The 16,658-nt window shown below is 72.5% G+C and carries 18 protein-coding genes and 1 pseudogene; 10 read left to right on the top strand and 9 right to left on the bottom strand.

The window, feature by feature from the left end:
- Positions 1 to 4: 4 nt before the first annotated feature.
- Complete coding sequence (locus QFZ74_RS09030; protein ID WP_307620280.1) at positions 5 to 445, bottom strand: ATP-binding protein; 441 nt, start codon at positions 443 to 445, stop codon at positions 5 to 7.
- 127 nt (positions 446 to 572) lie between these two features.
- On the opposite strand from QFZ74_RS09030, the gene QFZ74_RS09025 reads away from it, so the two are divergent.
- From QFZ74_RS09025 to QFZ74_RS08995, 7 genes and pseudogenes are all read left to right on the top strand, one after another.
- The gene (locus QFZ74_RS09025; protein WP_373462473.1) at positions 573 to 1,418 is read left to right on the top strand and encodes a Scr1 family TA system antitoxin-like transcriptional regulator; all 846 of its coding nucleotides are present in this window, start codon (positions 573 to 575) and stop codon (positions 1,416 to 1,418) included.
- Positions 1,415 to 1,609 carry a DUF397 domain-containing protein gene (locus QFZ74_RS09020; RefSeq protein ID WP_307620278.1) on the top strand — a complete coding sequence of 65 codons (195 nt, stop codon included), beginning with the start codon at positions 1,415 to 1,417 and terminating at the stop codon, positions 1,607 to 1,609. The genes QFZ74_RS09025 and QFZ74_RS09020 overlap by 4 nt, the downstream gene beginning before the upstream one ends.
- Before the next feature lie 185 nt (positions 1,610 to 1,794).
- Complete coding sequence (locus QFZ74_RS09015; protein WP_307620277.1) at positions 1,795 to 3,015, top strand: D-alanyl-D-alanine carboxypeptidase family protein; 1,221 nt, start codon at positions 1,795 to 1,797, stop codon at positions 3,013 to 3,015.
- A gap of 61 nt (positions 3,016 to 3,076) precedes the next feature.
- Positions 3,077 to 3,283 (top strand): annotated as a pseudogene (locus tag QFZ74_RS09010) (Bcr/CflA family drug resistance efflux transporter); the annotation flags it as partial.
- A complete protein-coding gene (locus QFZ74_RS09005; protein ID WP_307620276.1) occupies positions 3,235 to 4,422 on the top strand; it encodes a serine hydrolase in 1,188 nt (395 codons plus the stop codon). The pseudogene QFZ74_RS09010 and the gene QFZ74_RS09005, both read left to right, overlap by 49 nt.
- 117 nt (positions 4,423 to 4,539) lie before the next feature.
- Positions 4,540 to 5,541 (top strand): small ribosomal subunit Rsm22 family protein, encoded by a 1,002-nt coding sequence (locus tag QFZ74_RS09000; RefSeq protein WP_307620275.1) that lies wholly within the window; start codon positions 4,540 to 4,542, stop codon positions 5,539 to 5,541.
- An 87-nt stretch (positions 5,542 to 5,628) separates the two neighbouring features.
- Positions 5,629 to 6,351 (top strand): bifunctional DNA primase/polymerase, encoded by a 723-nt coding sequence (locus QFZ74_RS08995; RefSeq protein ID WP_307620274.1) that lies wholly within the window; start codon positions 5,629 to 5,631, stop codon positions 6,349 to 6,351.
- 45 nt (positions 6,352 to 6,396) lie between these two features.
- Here QFZ74_RS08995 and QFZ74_RS08990 read toward each other — a convergent pair whose 3' ends face one another.
- The 5 genes from QFZ74_RS08990 to QFZ74_RS08970 all read right to left on the bottom strand — a co-directional run bounded on the left by QFZ74_RS08990 (position 6,397) and on the right by QFZ74_RS08970 (position 11,832).
- On the bottom strand, positions 6,397 to 7,335 hold the full coding sequence (locus QFZ74_RS08990; protein WP_307624088.1) for a hypothetical protein: 939 nt from the start codon (positions 7,333 to 7,335) through the stop codon (positions 6,397 to 6,399).
- Between the two features lie 127 nt (positions 7,336 to 7,462).
- On the bottom strand, positions 7,463 to 8,335 hold the full coding sequence (efeU, locus tag QFZ74_RS08985; protein ID WP_307620273.1) for an iron uptake transporter permease EfeU: 873 nt from the start codon (positions 8,333 to 8,335) through the stop codon (positions 7,463 to 7,465).
- Between the two features lie 4 nt (positions 8,336 to 8,339).
- Positions 8,340 to 9,599, bottom strand: a complete 1,260-nt coding sequence (gene efeB, locus QFZ74_RS08980; RefSeq protein ID WP_307620272.1) for an iron uptake transporter deferrochelatase/peroxidase subunit — start codon at positions 9,597 to 9,599, stop codon at positions 8,340 to 8,342.
- 13 nt (positions 9,600 to 9,612) lie between these two features.
- On the bottom strand, positions 9,613 to 10,752 hold the full coding sequence (gene efeO, locus QFZ74_RS08975) for an iron uptake system protein EfeO (RefSeq protein ID WP_307620271.1): 1,140 nt from the start codon (positions 10,750 to 10,752) through the stop codon (positions 9,613 to 9,615).
- Positions 10,753 to 10,914: 162 nt separating this feature from the next.
- Positions 10,915 to 11,832: a YihY/virulence factor BrkB family protein gene (locus tag QFZ74_RS08970; protein ID WP_307620270.1), complete on the bottom strand. Its 918-nt coding sequence runs from the start codon at positions 11,830 to 11,832 to the stop codon at positions 10,915 to 10,917.
- A gap of 111 nt (positions 11,833 to 11,943) precedes the next feature.
- On the opposite strand from QFZ74_RS08970, the gene QFZ74_RS08965 reads away from it, so the two are divergent.
- On the top strand, positions 11,944 to 12,588 hold the full coding sequence (locus tag QFZ74_RS08965) for a PhzF family phenazine biosynthesis protein (RefSeq protein WP_307620269.1): 645 nt from the start codon (positions 11,944 to 11,946) through the stop codon (positions 12,586 to 12,588).
- Between the two features lie 27 nt (positions 12,589 to 12,615).
- Here QFZ74_RS08965 and map read toward each other — a convergent pair whose 3' ends face one another.
- A complete protein-coding gene (gene map / locus QFZ74_RS08960) occupies positions 12,616 to 13,473 on the bottom strand; it encodes a type I methionyl aminopeptidase (protein WP_307620268.1) in 858 nt (285 codons plus the stop codon).
- Between the two features lie 58 nt (positions 13,474 to 13,531).
- Between map and QFZ74_RS08955 the strand changes: the two genes are divergently transcribed.
- Positions 13,532 to 13,765, top strand: coding sequence for a hypothetical protein (locus QFZ74_RS08955; protein WP_307620267.1), 234 nt, complete (start codon positions 13,532 to 13,534; stop codon positions 13,763 to 13,765).
- Here QFZ74_RS08955 and QFZ74_RS08950 read toward each other — a convergent pair whose 3' ends face one another.
- Complete coding sequence (locus QFZ74_RS08950) at positions 13,766 to 15,043, bottom strand: MFS transporter (protein WP_307624087.1); 1,278 nt, start codon at positions 15,041 to 15,043, stop codon at positions 13,766 to 13,768.
- 100 nt (positions 15,044 to 15,143) lie between these two features.
- Positions 15,144 to 15,743: a hypothetical protein gene (locus QFZ74_RS08945; RefSeq protein WP_307620266.1), complete on the bottom strand. Its 600-nt coding sequence runs from the start codon at positions 15,741 to 15,743 to the stop codon at positions 15,144 to 15,146.
- 127 nt (positions 15,744 to 15,870) lie between these two features.
- On the opposite strand from QFZ74_RS08945, the gene npdG reads away from it, so the two are divergent.
- Positions 15,871 to 16,584 (top strand): NADPH-dependent F420 reductase, encoded by a 714-nt coding sequence (npdG, locus tag QFZ74_RS08940; RefSeq protein WP_307620265.1) that lies wholly within the window; start codon positions 15,871 to 15,873, stop codon positions 16,582 to 16,584.
- Positions 16,585 to 16,658: the final 74 nt, after the last annotated feature.

The following is a 16,658-nucleotide window of genomic DNA, read 5'->3' as shown; positions in this document are numbered from 1 at the left end:
TAGATCACCAACGCGCATGCTCGTGTGGGCAGTCGATCTCCGCCCACACGAGCTTGCCCGACGGCGGCCAGGGCCCGCTGCCCCACCGGTCCGTCAGCCGCTCCACGAGCAGCAGCCCGCGACCGTGCTCGGCCAGGGCGTCCGGACGGCGGGCGGCGGCCGGCAGCCCGCGTTCCCCGCGCGGATCGACCACCTCGATACGGAGCGTCTCGCCCGCCCCGGCCGTCAGCGTGAGGCGGAACCCGCGCCCCGGCACCCGCCCGTGCACCACCGCGTTCGCCGCCAGCTCCGCCACCACCAGCACCGCCGACTCGCTCGCCTCGCAGCTCGGAGGCCAGCCCCACTCCTCGATCTGCCGCTCGGCCAGCAGCCGCGCGAGCCGGGCACCGCGCGGCGTGGCGCTGAACAACTGCGTGAACCGGCGGGTGGAGATTTGTGACTTCATGTCACAGAGCGTGGTCGCTCCGCTCTACGCTGAACAGGAAGTCTCACGGTACGCGGGGGTGCGTACCGGTACGGGCGGTGTCCTGTACGGGACGTCGGCCGTGACCGACGGCAAGGCGGGCGGGCGGATGGACACGGACACGTACGACGAGAGCGAGCAGGCCGGCGACCTGAACCGGGCCGTCGGCAAGCAGATCAAACTCCTGCGGGAGCGGGCCGGGTTCACCCAGCGGGAGCTGGCCGACCGGCTCGGCTACAGCGAGGACCTCGTTTCCTCGCTGGAGCGGGGGAGGCGGACGCCGCAACGGGAGTTCCTGGAGGCGGCGGATGAATTCTTCGACGCGGGAGGGCTGTTGAAGGCCACCGCCGAGGACGTCGAGAAGGCCAAGGCGAGGGCGCGGGTCCGGCATCCGGCGTGGTTCAGGGACTATGCCCGGCTGGAGCGGGAGGCGGTAGAGATCAATGACTACAACTGCCATGACATCCCTGGGCTGTTCCAAACCGTGCGGAGGATCCGGGCCCTGTACGAGATGCGGAAACCGCTTCTCGACGAGGAGACGATCGAGCAGAGGGTGGTCTCCCGGCTGGCGCGGCAGGAGATCCTCACCGGCTGGCCCCCGCCGATGATCACCGCGGTGATCGAGGAGTCGGTGCTGCGGCGCCCCCTCGGAGGGCGGGACGTCCACCAGGAACAGCTGCAACAGCTGTGTCGTCTGGGCGCGTTGCGCAACGTCGAACTTCAGGTGATGCCGATGGCCCGTACCGAACACGCGGGAATGGGCGGCTCCTTCATCCTGCTGACACCCAAGGGGAAACCCCAGCTGGGATACACCGAGGCACAGAACTCAAGCCGACTGGTCATGGACCCCGAGGAAGTACGTATCGTGGCCGCACAGTACGGGAGCATCAGGGCCCAGGCGCTTACGATGCAGGAGTCGCTCGCCTTGATCGAAAAGATGCTGGGAGAACTATGAGCACCGCGGAACCCGCGCCCCTCGCATGGTTCAAGAGCAGCTACAGCGGCAACGAAGGCGGCGCCTGCGTCGAAGCCGCCGTGGCACCCGGCGCCGTCCACATCCGCGACTCCAAAAACCCCACCCGCGCCCAACTCGCCTTCCACCCCACGGAGTGGACCGCCTTCCTGCGCTACGCCGTCGTGCGCTGACCCGACGGTCCCAGTGACCGCTCCGTTGCACCCCTTTCCGCCCGGGACATCCCGACGGCTCTTTCCAGCCCCCCGTTAGGGTGGCGTGTCCGAACGCGTCAGCGAATTTCATAAGACGGTAAATTTCTGCGCCCCAGGGGCAGGCGGCCCCGAAATGCCTGGTGGGCGCGGTGTACGGTCCCGGGATGCGCGACTCCTCTCGGCACACCCGGCGTGCCGCTCTCGGTCTGGCGTTCGGCGCCCTGCCGCTCTCCGCGGCCACCCCTGCCTCCGCGGCCTCCGTGGCCTCCGCCACCACGGTGATCGGCGGTGAGCGGCTGGCCCGGGGCGGGATCCAGGCGCGGGACGCCGTCGGCCTCCCCAAGAAGCTGACCGCCCGCGCCTGGCTCGTGGCCGACGCGGAGACGGGGGAGGTGCTCGGCTCGTACCACGCGCACCGGCGACTCGCGCCCGCGTCGACGCTGAAGATGCTGTTCGCGGACACGCTGCTGAAGAAGTTCGCGCCGACCGAGCGGCACACGGTCACCGAGGCCGACCTGGCCGACGTCCCCCTCGGCTCCAGCCTCGTCGGGGTCAAGCCCGGGATCACCTACACCGTCGAGCAGTTGTGGCAGGGCGTGTTCCTGCGCTCGGGCAACGACGCGGTGCATGTGCTGGCCCATATGAACGGCGGCGTCGCCAAGACGGTCGCCGAGATGCAGGACAAGGCCGCCGACCTCCAGGCGCTGGACACCCACGTCGTCAGCCCCGACGGCTTCGACCACAAGGGGCAGCTGTCGTCGGCGTACGACCTGACGCTGTTCGCCCGGCACGGGCTGAAGGACGCCGACTTCCGCCGGCACTGCGGCACGCGGATCGCCGACTTCCCGGCGGGCGGCAAGAAGACCTTCCAGATCCAGAACACCGACCGCCTGCTGACGGGCGCGTGGGGCCTCGGGACGTACGAGGGCCTGCTCGGCGTCAAGAACGGCTACACCAGCCACGCCGGCAACACCTTCACCGGTGCGGCCGTCCGGCGCGGGCGCACCCTGCTGGTCACCGTGATGCACCCCTCCAGCGGCGGCAACGCCGTCTACGAGGAGACCGCCGCGCTGCTCGACTGGGGCTTCGGCAAGGGGAGTTCGGCACGGGCGATCGGTCAGCTCGTCCCGCCCGTCAGCGAGGGCGGCAGCCGGGGCGCCGCGGGCGGCAGCGCCCCGCGCAAGGACGCGCGCAAGGCAGTCCGGGCCGCCGCGGCGGCGGGCTCGCGGTCCGGCGGCACCTCGTGGACCGCGCTGGAAGGCGGCGCGGGAGCCGTCGCGCTGGCGGGCGCGGGCGCCTGGCTGCTACGGCGGCGCCGGACGGCGGCCGGTACGGACACGGCGGAGGCGGACGGCGGCAACGCGGGTGGCCAGCACCGGCGTTGACGGGACGATCTGCCCGACAGCGAGAGCGAGGTTGTACGTCCGCCCGTCCAGTGATCCGGCAGCGTACGGGAGCGCCTCGGCGCTGCTCGGCACCTCCGCCTTCCTGATCGGCGCGGTCGCCTCCCCCCTCGTCGGGGTCGCCGGGGAGCACACCGCCGTGCCCATGGCCGTGGTCCAACTGGCCGGAGCGCTGGTCGCGACGGCCTGCTTCGTGGGACTGTGCCGTCCCTGGAACGCAAGCGCGCCGACGGAGGGAGACGGCAACTGAGGGCACCGAGACTGCGCGTCGACACCCCCCGGCGGGCCGGACTCGACCCGGTGGAAACGGACCGCCTCGTCCGCGAGGTGCGCGACCTCACCGCCGGGCCGCGCCCCTGGGCGCCCGGCGTCGTCGTGGTCGCCGGACGCGGACCGGTCATCGCCGTACAGGAAGCGGCCGGCTGGGCCGTGCGGTACGCCGCGTACGACGCCGGGACCGGCACGGGCGTCGAACTGCCGCCCGCCGCACGGGTGCCGATGACCGTCGACACCCCCTTCGACCTGGCCTCCCTGACCAAGCTGTGCACGGCCATCGCCGCCATGCAGCAGATCGAGCGGGGCACCCTCGGCATCGACGCGCGCGTCGGCGCCTGTCTCCCCGGGTTCCACGCGGCCGCCCGGCACGGGGTCACCGTACGCCAGCTGCTCACCCACACCTCCGGACTGCGCCCCGAACTCCCGCTGTACGACTGCGCGGACGACGAGGAGCGGATGGCGATGCTGCGCGCCGAGGAACCGACGGGCGCCCCGGGGACGTACCTCTACTCGGACCTGAACATGCTGCTGCTCCAGTACGTCCTGGAGCGGGTCACCGGCCGCACCCTCGACGTCCTCGTCCACGAGGGGATCACCCGGCCGCTCGGGATGACCGCGACCGGCTTCGGGCCGTGCCCGGGCGCGGCGGCCACCGAGGACCAGCGGCGGCCGTGGGCCAAGGCCGAGCGCGGGATGCTGCGGGGCGTCGTCCACGACGAGAACGCCTGGGCGCTGGGCGGCGTCGCGGGCCACGCGGGACTGTTCTCCACCGGCCCCGACCTGGCAATCCTGTGCCGGACACTGCTGGCGGGCGGCGCGTACGGTCCCGCCCGCATCCTCGGCCCGGACTTCACCGACCTGCTGCTGGCCCCGCCGGGACTGGGCTTCCGCGTGGACGAGCCCTGGTTCATGGGGGAGCTGGCGGGCGGCGGAGCGGCCGGGCACACCGGGTTCACCGGGACCTCGCTGGTGCTGGACCGGGCGACGGACACCTTCCTCGTGCTGCTCGCCAACACCGTCCACCCCCGGCGGCAAACGCCGGACAGCCGGCCCCGCGCGGCGGCGGCCACCCGGCTGGCGCGGGCGGTGCATCCCAGCCCGTCCGGCGCTTGAGGACGAGGCCGTTCAGGCCGACAGCGGGGGAGGGCTGAGGGCGGCAGCCTCCGGACGACGGCCATGGCAACGCGGTGGTCGCGCCGGGCCAACGCAGGGCGCCCATAGAATCGCCGGGTGAACGACCCCGCACTGCCGACCGCCGAGACCCTCCGCGCCGCCCTCGCCGGCCTGCTCGACGGGCTGCCGCCCAAACAGGCCGCCGGAGCCGTGGACCGGCTGATCGCCAACTACCGGGGGCAGACCCCGACCGACGCGCCCATCCTGCGGGACCGCGCCGACGTGGCCGCGTACGCCGCGTACCGGATGCCCGCGACCTTCGAGGCCGTACGGGCGGCGCTGGAGGCGTTCGCCGCCGCCGTGCCCGGCTGGGCGCCCGGCAGCCATGTCGACGTCGGCGGCGGGACCGGGGCGGCGACCTGGGCGGTCAGCGCCACCTGGGACGGGGAGCGGCCGGTGACCGTGCTCGACTGGGCCGAGCCCGCGCTCGCCCTCGGCCGGGAGATCGCCGCCGCGAACCCGGCCCTGGCCGGCGCCCGCTGGCAGCGCGCCCGCATCGGCGCCGGCCTCGCGCTCGGCAGCGCCGACCTCGTCACCGTCTCCTACGTCCTCAACGAACTCTCCGAGGCCGACCGCGCCGCCCTGGTCGACGCCGCCGCGGCCGCCGCACAGGCCGTCGTGATCGTCGAGGCCGGCACCCCCGCCGGGTACGCCCGCGTCATCGAGGCCCGGCAGCGGCTGATCGACGCCGGGTTCCACGTCGCCGCGCCCTGCCCGCACAGCGCGCCCTGCCCGATCGTGCCCGGCACCGACTGGTGCCACTTCTCCGCCCGGGTCAGCCGCTCCTCGCTGCACCGGCAGGTCAAGGGCGGCTCACTGGCGTACGAGGACGAGAAGTTCAGCTACGTCGCCGCCGCCCGCTTCCCCGTCGACCCGGCCGCCGCCCGCGTGATCCGGCGGCCGCAGATCCGCAAGGGACAGGTGCTGCTGGACCTGTGCGAGGCCGACGACCAGCTGCGCCGCACGACGGTCACCAAGCGCCACGGCGAGCTGTACAGGGCCGCCCGGGACACGCAGTGGGGCGACGCCTGGCCGCCGCCCGGCACCCAGGAGCCGTGACCGCCGGAAAGGGCCCCGGTCACCGGATGCCTCGAAGGGTGGGACCATAGGGCATGTTGTCCGCACACCAGCGAGGCGAGGGGATTGATGAGCGGGACGTTCGGCGGTCGGTCCGACCGGCAGGGCAGGCTCTCCCGGTGGCTGCGTGGACGCCGCCCGCAGCAGCCCGCCGACGACGGCGGCCGTGAGGCCCTGCTGCTCGACGCCGCCGGAGCGGGACTGCCGCTCGCACCCGCCGCCCACCCCGGCCCCGACTACCGCTGCTCCTGCGACCGCGTGGGCTGTCCCACCCCGGCCCGGCACCCGGTGTCGTTCGCGTGGCAGACCCAGTCCACGACCGACCGCGCCCAGCTCGAGCGCTGGATCCGCCAGCAGCCCGAGGCCAACTTCATCACCGCGACCGGCATGGTCCACGACGTGCTCGACGTGCCCCTGGAGGCCGGGCGCGAGGCGCTGGAGCGGCTGCTCGCCTCCGGCGTCGAGGTCGGCCCGGTCGCCGAGAGCGGCGACGGCCGCATGCTGTTCTTCACCCTCACCCGCGGCACCCCCGAGGACGAGGACGAGTGGTGGCCGTGCGAGCTGGACTGCCGCCCCGAGACGATGGACGAGCACCCCGGCCTGCGCTGGCACTGCCGCGGCTCGTACGTCCTCGTCCCGCCGGCCCGGCTCCCCGGCGACGGTGACCGCGGCGTCAGCTGGCTGCGCGGTCCGGAGCATCCGCTGCCCGACCCGCTGACGCTCCTCGAGTCCCTCACCGACGCCTGCACCCGCCACGCGGACGAGCGCCCGGCCTGGCCCCGGCGGCACTGAGGGCCGCCCCGCGGCGACACTGAGACGCCCCCGCGAGGGCAGGGGCTACTCGCCCCGCGCCCCCGTCAGCCCCTGGATACGACCCACCAGCGACACCCCCGCCGGGCCCGAGGCGCCCTTCTTCGGGTCCAGCGCCGCCTGGTTGGAGATGAACTCCAGGGTCAGGGACTGCTTGACCTCGCCCTTGGTGAGGGACTGCACCTGCTTGGTGAACGTCGGGATGGCGGCGCCCACCGCCGCGGTCTGCTTGGCGAAGTGGCGCGAGGTGAAGAACACCAGCGCGCCGCCGTCCGCCGTGCGCAGGGCCAGCGGGGCGTAGTCGCCGGACGTCAGGGGCTCGTCGACGTACTGGGTGACCAGACCCGGTTTCCTGGCCGACTTGATGCGCTGCTGACGCCAGTCGCTGGTGTGCGGACCCGGCGCGAAGCCGCTGCCGCCGGACTTGAGGTACGTGGCGTACATGCGGCTCAAGTCCTGCGGGGGGTACGCCAGTTCCTTCGAGTCGGCGGGAATCGCCTCGGCCCAGCCGTCCTTGTCCTTCTTGAACTCCGGTACGGCGCCCGGCGCCAGCAGCGTCAGATACGCCACCTGGAACGGCTGGGACAGGCTGTGGCGGGTGAAGACGAACAGCCAGTGGGCGCTGCCGCCCTTGTTGGCCGTGGCGTCGGCGACGAACCAGCGCGGCCAGCCGGCCTTCTTGGGGATCGTGAACTTCGCGTCCGACAGCTTCAGCGGTATCGAACCGGGGTTGCCGCCCGGGCTGCTCGCGTGCGCCGCCTTCAGCCGGGCCCCGTCGATGTCGGCGAGGGCCCCGGTGACATGGCCCGCGTCCAGGGAACGGTCGTACGCCTTGTCGGCCTTGTTGTACGCGTCCGTGAACTGCCGGAGCGCCGTGGCCGCTTCGGCGCGCGTGGTGACGGGGAGCACCTCGCGCTCCCCGTGCACCACCACGCATCCGCTCGCCGTCAGCGACAGCACGGTCAGCGCGGCCGCCGCCAGCACGCCCCGGCGGAGCGTTCTCACGGAGCGGAGCGTTCTCACGGAGCCGGAGCCGGAGCCGGAGCCGGAGCCGGAGCCGGAGCCGGAGCCGGAGCCGGCCGGCGTCGTCCGGTCACGCCTGCGAAGCCTTCGAGGGCTGCGATCCCTGGTCATGAGGTGCCTTCACCTTCCCCTTCCCGGAGGCGAACCCTACCGGGGCGAGGAAAACCGTGAGTGTCGGGACCAGGTAGAGCAGCCACACCGTGACCTGGACGACGGTCGGATCCGGCTGGAAGTTGAACACGCCCTTCAGGAGCGTGCCGTACCAGCTGTCCGGTTCGATCGTGTCGCTGATGTCGAAGGCCAGGTCACGCAGGCCCGGGACCCAGCCGGCCTCCTGCAGGTCGTGGAAGCCGTACGCCAGCACGCCCGCCGCCACGACGACCAGCATCCCGCCGGTCCAGGTGAAGAACTTGGCCAGATTGATCCGCAGCGCGCCCCGGTAGAACAGCCAGCCCAGGAACACCGCGGTGGCCAGGCCCAGCGCCACGCCGATCAGCGGGCGCGGGGTGCCGTCGCTGGCCGCGTGCACGGACGCCCACACGAACAGCGCGGTCTCCAGGCCCTCCCGGCCGACGGCCAGGAAGGCGGTGGCGACCAGCGCGCCGGTGCCCATCGCGAGGGCGGCGTCCAGCTTGCCGTGCAGCTCGGACCTCAGGTGCCGCGCGGTGCGCCGCATCCAGAAGACCATCCACGTCACCAGGCACACCGCGACGATGGACAGCGTGCCGCCGAGACCCTCCTGCGCCGCGAACGTCAGCTCCTGGGAGCCGAATTCGAGCGCGCAGCCGAAGCCCATGGCGATGGCGATGGCGACCGCGATGCCGGTCCAGATCGGCCTCAGGGCGTCCCTGCGGCCGGTCTTGACCAGATAGGCGATCAGGATGCAGACGACGAGGCTGGCCTCCAGGCCCTCGCGCAGACCGATCAGGTAGTTGGAGAACAAGTGACTACGCCTCCTCGGAGAACAGCGCCCGGCCCCACCAGTCGTCCTTGTCGCGGACGCCGGGCGGGATCGCGAAGACCGCCGAACTCACGTGCTGGATGTACTCGTTGAGCGCGTCGTGACGCGACAGCTTGCGCTGCAGCGGGATGAAACCCTCGCGTACGTCGCGCTGGTAGGCGAGGAAGAGCAGGCCCGCGTCGAGGCGGCCGAGACCGTCCGTGCCGTCGGTGTAGGAGTAGCTGCGGCGCAGGATCGTCACCCCGTTGTTGGCGTCGGGGTGCGCGAGGCGCACGTGCGCGTCGGGCTTCATCGCCTTCAGGAACGGCTCGTCGTGCTCCTTGGCCTTGCCGACCGGCGCGCCCTCGCGCTTGTCCCGCCCGAAGACGTCCTCCTGCTCCTGGAGCGAAGTCCGGTCCCAGGTCTCGATGTTCATGCGGATGCGCCGGGCGACCAGGTACGAGCCGCCGGTCATCCAGTCGGGACCGTCCTTCTCGCCCACCCACACGAACTTCTTCAGCCGGTCCGTCTCGGTTCCCGCGATGTTGCGGGTGCCGTCCTTGAAGCCCAGCAGGTTGCGCGGAGTCTGCGCGTCCGGCGTCGTCGACGACGTCTTGCCGAAGCCGAGCTGCGAGTAGCGGACGACGACCTTGCCCATGCCGATACGGGCCAGGTTGCGGATGGCGTGCACCGCTACCTGCGGGTCGTCGGCGCAGGCCTGGACGCACAGATCGCCGCCGCTGCGCGCCTTCTCCAGGTTGTCGCCGGGGAACTTGGGAAGGTCGACGAGGGCTTCCGGGCGCCGGTCCTTCAGGCCGAACTTCTCGAACAGGGAGGGGCCGAAGCCGATCGTCAGCGTCAGCCGTGACGGCTTGAGGCCCATCGCCTCGCCGGTGTCCTCCGGCGGCGCCTCGGGCAGACCGCCGAAGGCGTCACCGACCGGCTGTCCGGCGGTCATCCGCGCGGCGGCCCGGGTCCAGTCCTTCAGCAACCGCACGAACTCCGCGCGGTCCTCGGTCTTCACGTCGAAGGCGGCGAAGTGCAGCCGGTCCTGCACCGGCGTGGCGATGCCCGCCTGGTGAGGGCCGTGGAAGTCCACCGCGGCGCCCGCGTCCGCGGCCACCGGGGCGACGTCGTCGCCGGTGCGGGTCATCGCCACCGCGCCGCCGGTCGCGGCGGCACCGAGCGCGAGCCCGGCCCCGCCCCAGCCGATGACCGCCCTGCGGGAGGGGGAGGCGGGGCACTGCTGCGTCGTCTCGGTCGTCATGGTCAGGACTTCCTTACTTGACGACGGAGGCGGCGAGCTTGGACAGCGGCTCGGCGAGCGCGTTCACCGCGTCCGACAGCTCCTTGCGCTGCTTTTCCGTGACCTTGTCGTAGGAGACGAAGTCGTACGAGTCCTTGCCCGAGCGGTACTTGTCGAGCAGGGTGTTCAGGGCCGCGAACTGCCGGTCGAGCTCCTTGGCCAGCGCCGGGTCGTTCTTCGACGCGACCGGCTTGAGCAGCTCGTACGCCTTCTCGGCGCCCTCGACGTTGCCCTTGAAGTCGGCCAGGTCGGTGTGCGAGTAGCGGTCCTCCTCGCCGGTGACCTTGCCGGTGGCGACCTCGTCGAGCAGCTCCTTGGCGCCGTTGGCCATGGAGGTCGGGGTGATCTCGGCCTCGCCGACCCGCTCCTGCCACTCCTTCAGGTCGGTCACCAACTGGCCGGCCAGGGCCTTCTCCTCGGCGCCGATCTTCTTGTCCTTCCAGAGCGCCTTCTCCAGCCGGTGCCAGCCCGTCCACTTCTGACCGTCCTCCAGGCCGTCCGCGCGGGCGTCGACCTTCGGGTCGATGTCGCCGAAGGACTCGGCGACCGGCTCGGTGCGCTCCCAGCCGAGGCGCGAGGGCGCGTAGGCCTTCTGAGCCGCCTTGACGTCACCGTCCTTGACGGCCTTCGCGAACTTCTCGACGAGCGGCAGCGTGGCGTCGGCCTGCTCCTGGGCGTAGGCGCGGTACTCGGCGACGGCCTTGTCCAGCTTCGGGTCCCGCTTGGCGGCGGACCCGCCGCCGTCGACGGTGAGCTTCTGCCGTACGCCGTGGCCCTTCATGCCCGGGACGCAGGCGATCTCGTACGAACCGGCCTTCATCTCGGCGGTCAGCGTGTACTTGGTGCCGGGGCCGATGTTCTCCTTCTCGGAGACGATCCGGTCGTCCGGGAAGAGGATCTCGACCTCGGTGGCCTTCGAGCCCTTGTTCTCGATGTCCAGTGTGACCTGGCCGGCCGGGACCGACTTGGCCGAGGTGTCGCACGTGGAGTCGGCGGCGGTCACCCGGATCGCGTCGCTGTCGCTCTTGGCGTCGCTTTTCGCCGTGCAGGCCGTGACGGCGGTCAGACCGACCACGGTGGCGGCGGCGATGACGGAAAGTCGGACGGCTCGCATGCGGGCTCCCAGCAGAGGACGGGTTGGTGAGGCTCACCTAACTTACCTGAGGCTAACCTCAGTGGCACCCATCAATCCGGGACTCCCGGGCAGGGCGAAAATCACAGACACGGCTTGATCTCGACGTCCCAAAAGCCACGTCAATGGCGAGTCATGCGTAGGTCAAGTCGCGGTGGCGGCGGCGCTGGGGGTGCCGTCCTTCGCGCCGTCCTTCGCCAACTCCGCGGTGAACTGCGCGCCGGCGAGCAACGCGAGGTTGGACAGCCACAGCCAGACGAGGAAGACGACGACGCCGGCGAGGGAGCCGTAGAGCCTGCTGTACGTGCTCAGGGTGGAGGCGTACACCTCGAAGCCGGTGGAGACGGCCAGCCACAGGACGGCGGCCACGACACCGCCGGTCACGCTGTGTCCGCTCCGGCGCGCCGGGACCGGACCGGTGCGGAAGACGACCGCGACCAGCAGCGCCACCAGGCACAGCAGCAACGGCCAGCGCAGCACGCTCCAGCCCCAGGCCGCCGTGGCGCCCAGCCCGAGCAGCCGGCCCGCGTCCTCGGCCAGCGGCCCGGTGAGCAGCAGGGCGAGCGAACCGGCCAGGAGCAGCACGAGCAGCGCGAGCGCGGTGAGGACGAGCCGATGCGCCTTCCGCCACGGCGAGCGCCGGTCCTCGACCCGGTGCATGAAGTGCAGGGCCCGGCGGAAGACGGCGAGGTAACTGCAGGCGGACCACAGCGCGCTGACGGTACCGGCGACCAGCAGCGGCCACGCGCTCCCGTCCGTGTCCAGCATCCGCGTCAGGACGGCGTGCAGGTCCGCGGCGGACTCGGCGGGCGCGTACGCGGTGACGTGGCTGACGAACTCCTTCGCCGTGTCCGGACTGATCAGACCGAACGCGAGGACCGCGACCAGCATCGCGGGCAGCACCGCGAGGACCGCGTAGTACGTCAGGGCGGCCGCGTAGTCGGAGATGTCGTCGTGCCACAACGACACGGGCGTACGCCGCAACGCGGGCCACCAGGCGGCGCGGCGCCGGGAGTTGACGACGGGACGGGGGGCGGCGGACTGGGCGGAATCAGTGGGCATGAGGCCTGCGATGGGTCACGGCGCTGAAGCGGAGACGGGTGTGGGCAGTGTACGGCGCGGCCGGTCGGAGGCGCGTGGACAGCTCGCGCGGGCGTGGACGAATATGCAGGGGTGACTGATTACGACGTGCTGCGCGTCTTCTGCGCGGCGGGCGGCGGGTACGGCAACGAGCTCGGCGTCGTCCGCGACGGCTCCCGGCTTCCCGAGCGGGCTGACCGGCAGGCGCTCGCCGGGAAACTCGGCTTCAGCGAGACCGTGTTCGTCGACGACCCCGAGCGCGGTGTCATCGACATCTACACCCCGACCCTGCGCCTGCCCTTCGCCGGCCACCCCTGCGTCGGCACGGCCTGGCTGCTGGACGTGCCCGAACTCCTCACCCCCGCCGGGGCCGTCGGCGCGCGCCTGGACGGGGAGTTCAGCTGGATCGAGGCCCGCCCCGAGTGGGCGCCGCCGCGCACCCTGCGCCAGTACGCGGGCGCCGCCGAGGTCGACGCGCTGCCCGTGCCGCCGCCCGGTGAGTGGATCTACGCCTGGGCGTGGGAGGACGAGGCGGCCGGGCGTATCCGCGCCCGCGCCTTCCCGGGACGCGACGACGGCATCGACGAGGACGAGGCCACCGGCGCGGCGGCCCTGCTGCTCACCCGTCAGCTGGGCCGCGCGCTCAACATCCGCCAGGGCGCGGGCTCCCAGATCCTGACCGCGCCCCAGCCCGAGGGCTGGGTGGAGATCGGCGGCCGCGTGATCCTGGAGCGCTAGGGGGTGTCTTGGACTTCTCCGAGCCGGTCACGGCAGGGTGAGGATGTCCGCCCCGGTGTCCGTCACGACCAGCGTGTGCTCGAACTGGGCCGTGCGCCTGCGGTCCTTGGTGACGACGGTCCAGCCGTCGTCCCACATGTCGTACTCGTGTGTGCCCAGCGTCAGCATCGGCTCGATCGTGAAGGTCATCCCGGGCTGCATGACCGTCGTCGCGTGCGGGCTGTCGTAGTGCGGGATGATCAGTCCGGAGTGGAAGGACGTGCTGATCCCGTGCCCGGTGAAGTCCCGGACCACGCCGTACCCGAAGCGCTTGGCGTAGGACTCGATGACGCGGCCGATGACGTTGATCTGGCGGCCCGGCCTGACCGCCTTGATCGCGCGGTTGAGGGACTCCCGGGTCCGCTCGACGAGCAGCTTCGACTCCTCGTCGACGTCCCCCACGAGATACGTGGCGTTGTTGTCGCCGTGCACCCCGCCGATGTACGCGGTGACGTCCAGGTTGACGATGTCGCCGTCCCGCAGCACCGTCGAGTCCGGGATGCCGTGGCAGATGACCTCGTTGACGCTGGTGCACAGCGACTTGGGGAAACCGCGGTAGCCGAGCGTGGACGGGTAGGCGCCGTGGTCGCACATGTACTCATGGGCGACCCGGTCCAGTTCGTCGGTGGTCACGCCGGGCGCGATGATCCTCGCGGCCTCTTCCATGGCCCGCGCGGCGATCCGCCCGGCGACGCGCATCGCCTCGACGGTCTCGGGGGTCTGCACCTCCGGTCCGGTGTAGGGCGTCGGCGCGGGCTTGCCGACGTACTCGGGGCGGCGGATGTTTCCGGGTACCGAACGGGTGGGAGAGAGCTCCCCTGGTACGAGCAGCGACTGGCCAGACATGCCAGCGAGTCTAACCAGCGGGCATGGGGGACCATGTCCGTGGCGAAAGGAGCCGGTCATGACGGTGTTCAAGAAGCGGACGTCCGGGAAGCCGGGCGAGTGGTACTACTGCCTGGAGCACAAGAAGGTGGAGGAGGGCCCCGAGTGCCCGGCCAAGGACCGCTTCGGTCCGTACGCCACCCCCGCCGAGGCCCAGCACGCCCTGGAGACCGCCCGGGAGCGCGACCTGCAGTGGGAGAACGACCCGCGCTGGCACGACGCCCCCTCGGGCGAGGGCAAGGACGAGGGCTGATCAGCCCGCCACGGGCTCGGCCGCGGCCGCCCGCCGCTCGCGCAGCCGGACCGCGTGCTCGTTCGTCCGCGCGTCGTAGGTCATCAGCCCCGGCAGGCACAGGGCCAGCAGGCCGAGAACGCCCACGCACAGCAGCCCGCCCGCCCCCACGGACGTCCGCACGCCGAGCCAGGCCGCCATGCCGCCCGCGCGGACCTGGCCCAGCTGCGGGCCCACCGAGTACGACAGCAGTTCGATCCCGGCGAGCCGCCCGCGCAGCTCGTCCGGGATCGTCTGGTTCCACATGGCGGAGCGGAAGATCCCGCTGACCATGTCGCAGCCGCCGGCCACGGTGAGGAACAGCAGCACCAGCCAGACGTTCCCCACCACGCCGGCGGCGGCGACGGCCAGGCCCCACAGGGTGGCCGACAGCACCACCATCCGGCCGTGCCGGTGGATCCGCGAGGTCCAGCCGCTGGTCAGGCTCACCAGCAGCGACCCCGCCGGGATGGCCGCGTACATCAGCCCCAGCGCCCACTTCGCGTGCAGTTCGTCCGCGAGGAACGGCAGCACCGCGAGCGGCATCGCGAGGAACATCGCCGCGAGGTCGACGGTGTAGGTGCCGAGGAGCTCCTTGCGGCTCCAGGCGTAGCGGGCGCCCTCGCCGATCGCCTTCAGGGACGGCTTGACGGCCTCGTGGGACGCGGGCGAGGCGGCGATGCCGAGGACCAGGGCGAGGGAGACGACGAAGGTCAGCGCGTCCGCCGCGTACGCCCACGCGAGCCCCGCGTACGCCACGACCACGCCCGCCACGGCCGGGCCGGCCACCCCGCTGACCGTCCAGCGCAGGGAGTTGAGCGCGGCGGCGGCCGGGAGGTCGGCGTGGGCGACGATCCGCGGCCACAGTGAGTCGAGCGCCGGGCGCTGGATGGCGAACAGCGCGGAGGAGAGGGCCGCGACGACGTACAGCGGCCAGACGGCGGGGTGCGGGAGCAGGGCGTTGAGCAGGAGCGCCGCGCTGAGCAGCCCCTGTCCGGCCTCCGACGACACGATCAGCCCGCGCTTGTCCAGGGCGTCGGCGAGCGCGCCGCCGTACAGCCCGAACACGATCAGCGGGAGAAGTTCCACCGCGCCGATCGCGCCCACCGCCGCGGCCGACCCGGTGAGGTCCTTGAGCTGCACCGGCAGCGCGACGAGGGTGAGGAAGCTGCCGAAGTTGCTGATCAGCCCGGACAGCCAGAGCCGGCGGAAGTCGGCGGACGCCCGCCAGGGAGACAGGTCGGGGAGCAGGCCGCGCAGGCCGTCGGCATCGGTCACGAGGGGTCATCGTCCGCCGCGGGAAAGCCGCGGGCAACCGATTTCCGCGCGGGTTTCCGCGCGGGCGGGGGCCGTTCGCGGGCTACCAGACGCCCGGCGGCGGCGAGGTCAGATGGTCGGCGATCCGCGACAGCCGGTCGCGGAAGCGGCCGCGGCCCCGCGGGACGGGCAGCGGGTTCTCGCCGGCCGCCGCGCTCACCAGGTGCTGCACGGTGTCCAGGTCCAGCTCGGCCCCGTCCGGGACGGCCAGCGTCTCGTGGGCCATCGCGCCCAGGTCACCGTCGGTCGAGCCGAGCGCCAGCACGGTCGCCCCGGCCCGGCGCGCGTCATGCACCCGTTCCAGCAGCGGGGCGGGTTCCCCGGGGGCGACCACCAGCAGCGTCTCGCCGCGCCGGGCCGCCGCGATCCGGCCCGGACCGACGGCCAGGTGCGCGGGGTCCGAGGGGCGCGCGCCATGGCGTACGAGCGTCGGGGCCAGCTCCGGCGTGCCCGACCAGGCGGCCTCGTCCACCAGATGCGCCGCCAGGTGCCACGGTTCGTACTCCGGGGTGCCCACCAGCAGCAGCCCGCCGCCGTGCGTCACCACGGAGCCGCGCAGCACTCCGGCGAACCGCCGCGTGGCCCCCAACCACTCGGTTCCGGCGAGCACTTCGCGAAGGAGCGCGACCCGTACGGCGTCCATGCGACCGCATCCTGCCCCAACCACGCCTGCCGGGCGCGGGGTTCGGGCGGGATTCGCCCGACCGGGGAGGACGGGGCCCCCGGCCGCATGATCCGGTGCGGCGGGCGGCGGACGTAGAGTCGGCCGCATGACCTCTACCGACAGTGCACAGCAGCCCGCGAAGGCCCCCGCCAAGGACCCCTGGGACCTGCCCGACGTCTCCGGGCTGGTCGTCGGCGTGCTCGGCGGCACCGGACCGCAGGGCAAGGGCCTCGCATACCGGCTCGCCCGGGCCGGCCAGAAGGTGATCATCGGCTCCCGCGCGGCCGAGCGCGCACAGGCCGCCGCCGAGGAGATCGGACACGGCGTCGAGGGCTACGACAACGCCGAGACCGCCCGCCGCAGCGACATCGTGATCGTCGCCGTGCCCTGGGAGGGCCACGGCAAGACGCTTCAGTCACTGCGCGAGGAGCTGGCCGGCAAGCTCGTCGTGGACTGCGTCAACCCGCTCGGCTTCGACAAGCAGGGCGCCTACGCCCTGACGCCGGAGGAGGGCAGCGCCGCCCAGCAGGCCGCCGCCCTGCTGCCCGACTCCCGGGTCACCGCCGCCTTCCACCACCTGTCGGCCGTCCTGCTCGAGGACCCGGAGGTCGACCGGATCGACACCGACGTGATGGTCCTCGGCGACAAGCGGGCCGACACCGACATCGTGCAGGCGCTCGCCGGACGCATCCCCGGCATGCGCGGCGTCTACGCGGGCCGGCTGCGGGGCGCCCACCAGGTGGAGGCTCTCGTCGCCAACCTGATCTCCGTCAACCGCCGCTACAAGGCGCACGCCGGGCTCCGCGTCACCGACGTGTGAGCCGGGCCGGGCACTCCCGGCTCCGGGAGGCCCACAGGCATGGGGGACACTGGTCGGCGAAGCAGTGTCCCCCG

It is taken from the genome of Streptomyces sp. V3I7, assembly GCF_030817495.1.
Lineage (GTDB): Bacteria > Actinomycetota > Actinomycetes > Streptomycetales > Streptomycetaceae > Streptomyces.
The sequence above is the reverse complement of the archived record's forward strand: the minus strand, read 5'-3'. Positions and strand labels throughout refer to the sequence as shown.

What these genes read in the sequence shown, in the direction of transcription:
- QFZ74_RS09030 (WP_307620280.1), bottom strand. Translation starts at nt 445, where the DNA reads ATGAAGTCACAAATCTCCACCCGCCGGTTCACGCAGTTGTTCAGCGCC.
- QFZ74_RS09025 (WP_373462473.1), top strand. Translation starts at nt 573, where the DNA reads ATGGACACGGACACGTACGACGAGAGCGAGCAGGCCGGCGACCTGAAC.
- QFZ74_RS09020 (WP_307620278.1), top strand. Translation starts at nt 1,415, where the DNA reads ATGAGCACCGCGGAACCCGCGCCCCTCGCATGGTTCAAGAGCAGCTAC.
- QFZ74_RS09015 (WP_307620277.1), top strand. Translation starts at nt 1,795, where the DNA reads ATGCGCGACTCCTCTCGGCACACCCGGCGTGCCGCTCTCGGTCTGGCG.
- QFZ74_RS08995 (WP_307620274.1), top strand. Translation starts at nt 5,629, where the DNA reads ATGAGCGGGACGTTCGGCGGTCGGTCCGACCGGCAGGGCAGGCTCTCC.
- efeB (WP_307620272.1), bottom strand. Translation starts at nt 9,599, where the DNA reads ATGACGACCGAGACGACGCAGCAGTGCCCCGCCTCCCCCTCCCGCAGG.
- efeO (WP_307620271.1), bottom strand. Translation starts at nt 10,752, where the DNA reads ATGCGAGCCGTCCGACTTTCCGTCATCGCCGCCGCCACCGTGGTCGGT.
- QFZ74_RS08970 (WP_307620270.1), bottom strand. Translation starts at nt 11,832, where the DNA reads ATGCCCACTGATTCCGCCCAGTCCGCCGCCCCCCGTCCCGTCGTCAAC.
- map (WP_307620268.1), bottom strand. Translation starts at nt 13,473, where the DNA reads ATGTCTGGCCAGTCGCTGCTCGTACCAGGGGAGCTCTCTCCCACCCGT.
- QFZ74_RS08955 (WP_307620267.1), top strand. Translation starts at nt 13,532, where the DNA reads ATGACGGTGTTCAAGAAGCGGACGTCCGGGAAGCCGGGCGAGTGGTAC.
- QFZ74_RS08945 (WP_307620266.1), bottom strand. Translation starts at nt 15,743, where the DNA reads ATGGACGCCGTACGGGTCGCGCTCCTTCGCGAAGTGCTCGCCGGAACC.
- npdG (WP_307620265.1), top strand. Translation starts at nt 15,871, where the DNA reads ATGACCTCTACCGACAGTGCACAGCAGCCCGCGAAGGCCCCCGCCAAG.